The organism is Peribacillus sp. NPDC058002 (assembly GCF_042886655.1).
Lineage (GTDB): Bacteria > Bacillota > Bacilli > Bacillales > DSM-1321 > Peribacillus > Peribacillus aracenensis.
Window position 1 is genome coordinate 1 of sequence record NZ_JBHVQU010000297.1, and the last position, 4,010, is coordinate 4,010.

The window sequence follows — 4,010 nt, forward strand, 5'->3', positions numbered from 1 at the left end:
CTTTCCCTCTGCTTGTGCCAATGCTATAATCATTTTATCTTTTTCCTTCATAGAAATGTCTTTTAATGAATTAGAATGATCTTGCAGATTTCCTTGAAGAAAATAAGGAGAGAATTGATGAAGTTGTGGTTCGCCATCATCGGCTAATACTTTCATTTTTTCAAGAACATTGAAAAGTTCGCGTATATTACCAGGCCAATGATAATTTGCAAGGTAATCCATTATATGATCTGAAAATTTAACATTCCAGTCCTTTGTTTTAATAAAGTGATTTACCAGACTTGGAATGTCATCCTTTCTCTCTCTAAGTGAAGGGAGATTTATGTTAAAAACATTTAAACGATAAAATAGATCCCTTCTAAATTTCCCCTCTTCAACCAGCATTTCTAGTCTTTTATTTGTTGCAGTTATGATTCGGACATCAACAACCCTTGCATGAGTTCCCCCGATTGGAACAACTTCCTTTTCCTGCAAAACACGTAATAGAGCAACCTGCATCGATAAAGGCATATCACCTATTTCATCTAGGAAAATAGTTCCTCCATCAGCTTGTTCAAACTTTCCTTTATGTCCTTTTTTTCTTGCTCCAGTAAATGCTCCTTCCTCGTATCCAAATAATTCGCTTTCCAATAGATGTTCAGGAATACTACCACAGTTAAGAACGATAAAAGGTTTATTTTTTCTATTACTATTTAAGTGAATCGTTTTCGCAGCAATTTCTTTCCCTGTTCCACTCTCACCATGAATGTATACAGTTATGTCGGTTTTTGATGCTCTTTTCAAATTATTAATAACGTTCCTGAACTTCTCGCTTCTTCCACCTTCACCAGCAAATTTGAAAACGCTTTCATTATTTTCTAATGTTTTTCCCTTATTTTCATTTTCTTGTTTTAGGCACACATATATTTCATAACCATATAATTTCCCATTCATGTGAATAGGGATTCTTTTCTTTTCCTTAAGTCCAATCTTCTCCAATTTTGAAATTTGGGTTTTATACTCTTTAATTTCATCCTTAATCATATCCATGATAGATGAACTGGCTGTTACAAAATAATCATCACGGTCACAAATAACGATGGATTGTTCCCGATTATTCTCTATTTTGTTATAAAATACTTTAAGCAGTTCCAACATTTCATTCTCTTGATGCAATTTCCATTGTAGTTCAATGGCATATGCTGTTGATACAGCAAGACTAAGCAACTTTAAATCGAGCTGCTTTCTTATAGTAGAAATAGCTAAAACTCCTACTAATTTACCCTGGTTATTTTTTATCGGTGCAGCAGAGCATGTCCAGTTATGAAAAGCTTCAGAAAAATGCTCAACACCAGTAACATGGATGGGTTCATTAATTTCCAATGCAGTAGCAATTGCACTTGTTCCAGACATTTTTTCATTCCATTGAACTCCATTGATTATATTGAAGTCTGTTGCAAATTGGATGGTTTTATCTTCTCCATGTCCTTTTAATACATATCCTTCAGAATCTGTTAAAATTAGGATCGTTCCTGTTCCTTTTAAAAAACCGTCCAACGAATTAATATAGGGACTTGCTAACTGTAATAAGCGATTGTTTTCTTCTCTTTTTTTCAAAAGATCTTCATTGCTTAAAATATGAGCCACTTTTTCAAGATAAGGATTAACATTATTCTTTTTAGACCTGTACCATGACTCTATTATTCTTTTCGAAAGCCTAGAAGTATCTACAATCCCCTCCTCCACAAAACGCTTCCATGTATTTTTTGTAATAATGAAGTTATCCAATTATCTACTCATCTCCTTTATAAAAGTCCATTTATTAAACTTTATTACTAAGATCGAAGATAATCATGTCAATCCAAGAATATTAGATTATAAAAATCATTAATAATATCGTAAGACATATTCAGATGATTATCAATTGCAACTGAATGCCAATTCTCGATCTTCTTTGACAAAAACAGTTGCATGATTGCATAAAATATTTTCGAAATATGTCGTTTCTTACACTAATGATTCGTTTGTTCTACTAAACTATAAAAAGAAAAACTGTGGAGTTATGGAATATTGACCGATCTTTAAAATGCACACATTAGTTCGATATGCCCGTTCAGTTATTTTCAAGATTAATATGATATTTCTGTTCAATACGGCTATTTGTCTTACTAGTTCTGTCCATAGTGATATGGAGATCCATGATTATTTTTCCCTATTTTTTTGATTGGTTCTTTCTTGAATACTTTCCATTCCCCTTCTACTTTATGTAAAAAGACATAAGACTTTAGTTCGTATAATAATTCGGAATCAAAAGCGTGTTTTTCTTTACTTAACAATATAGCTTCCTTTTTATTTATGAAAATCTGTTTTAACCCCTAACACGAGCCATAGCGTCTTCAAACCATACAATGTGTCTCTTACCCGTTTCGTCCCGCCAGTAACTCGATGCGTCAACAAATTTTATTTTACAATCCCTCTCTCCTTCTTAATAAGTGAAACACTCTAAAATAAATAAGGCTTTAGGTATTTAAAGATTTTTTTACTAATGCCATTTATAAATCGGGTGAATTTTTGATAAAAATACCTGCTTTGTAAAGAAGAGAATTAGACGTTACTATCCTAAAAGATGCTATTCGAAGATGTTCATGTTTTTTAAAAAAATTATTGATTGGGGCTGTTGACATGTGGACGATACTAATTGCGATTTTTCACCATTGAAACAGCAATTGACAGAAGGAATACGGCAAATCACTAATGAACTCCAACATAGCTTAGAAGTACTAGTATTGTAAGTAATAGTGGCGAGAAATCACCATTTTGGTCTTATATGCAGAATGTGAGTGAAAACCCTCGTTTCAACTACGTTAAGAGGCTATCCAAAAAAGCATAAACTTTTAGATAGCCTCTTTGAATGAGATAAGATCTACTTTTTTTAGACTGCTTTTAACGCATTACTGAGGAAGCCATTCTTACATAAGTATGTCGTCTTCCTCTAATGGCGATTGAATATGTCATGATGTTTTCGGGGACTGCGATCCCGTAAAAACCAGTATCACCAATATGACAAATGTCTGCACCAGCCATTTTACTATTTAGGGCAATTTGGCGGATTGTTGCTTCATCTGCCCCCTCTTGACTTGTGCCGATCGTAAGCATGGCTAATGCACCTTTTGAATGAACGAAACGAACATATTTTTCAATAGTCTCTAAAGTGATTCCTGGTACGGTTCCTGGAGCTGGCATCAAGATGATATCAGCACCCGCTTCGATAAAGCTTGTGATTGCTTCTTCTGAAACAATGCTGTTACCTGTTTCATTTGCGACTCCAGCACCATGCATTTTCCCTGCAATGATTAAGCCTTCATTACCAAAAACTTCACGTGCCTTCTTAATTGCTACAATCGTTTCATCGTTTGTTACACCGGTTTTTGGATTCCCAGTTAAGCATATAAAATCAAAACCTAATTTTTTTGCTTCTCTTAAAGATTCCTCCGTAGCTATTCTACCTTTTGAGACGGCATCAAGCTTTTCAATTTGTTCAGCATTAAAGTCAACTGGTTCCAAATTCAGTCCTAGAGGGCGTCCCGTTAATTCCTTTACTTTCTGAACGATTAATTCATTCTCATTACTTTCGTATCCTCCAATCGATGGGTTAAAGACGTCAAATAAGTTCAATAATAATAAATCGGCACCGAATGCAGCAGCGAGTTCAGCATTAGTAACACTCGGATATAACGGTGCTACAGAAGTCATCGTCTCTGATAGCATCACTCTTCCTTCAGATGCTTTGATCGATTGCTTTAAATCTTGACCATTCATTTTTTGAAAATCTGATGCTGTACAATCTAATATTCTTTTCAATAGAAATTCCTCCCTTTCATCATGCATACAATTTATTTATAAATTCCACTTTGATTTTATAGCGATCAGTACATAAAATATTGCATTTCATCTTCAGTAAAACCAACCTACTTGGGAAATATAGAGTTTATATTTAAATATTTTAATATAAAGATCTTGATCTTAAAACT

Annotated in this window: 2 protein-coding genes; both read right to left on the bottom strand. The window is 33.9% G+C overall.

Annotated features, from left to right (window positions below):
- On the bottom strand, positions 1–1,767 hold a 1,767-nt coding region (locus ACFVSH_RS23835), incomplete at its 3' end, for a sigma-54-dependent Fis family transcriptional regulator (RefSeq protein ID WP_387708198.1).
- A 1,155-nt stretch (positions 1,768–2,922) separates the two neighbouring features.
- Positions 2,923–3,840, bottom strand: coding sequence for a DUF7916 family protein (locus tag ACFVSH_RS23840; RefSeq protein WP_387595035.1), 918 nt, complete (start codon positions 3,838–3,840; stop codon positions 2,923–2,925).
- Positions 3,841–4,010 lie beyond the last annotated feature (170 nt).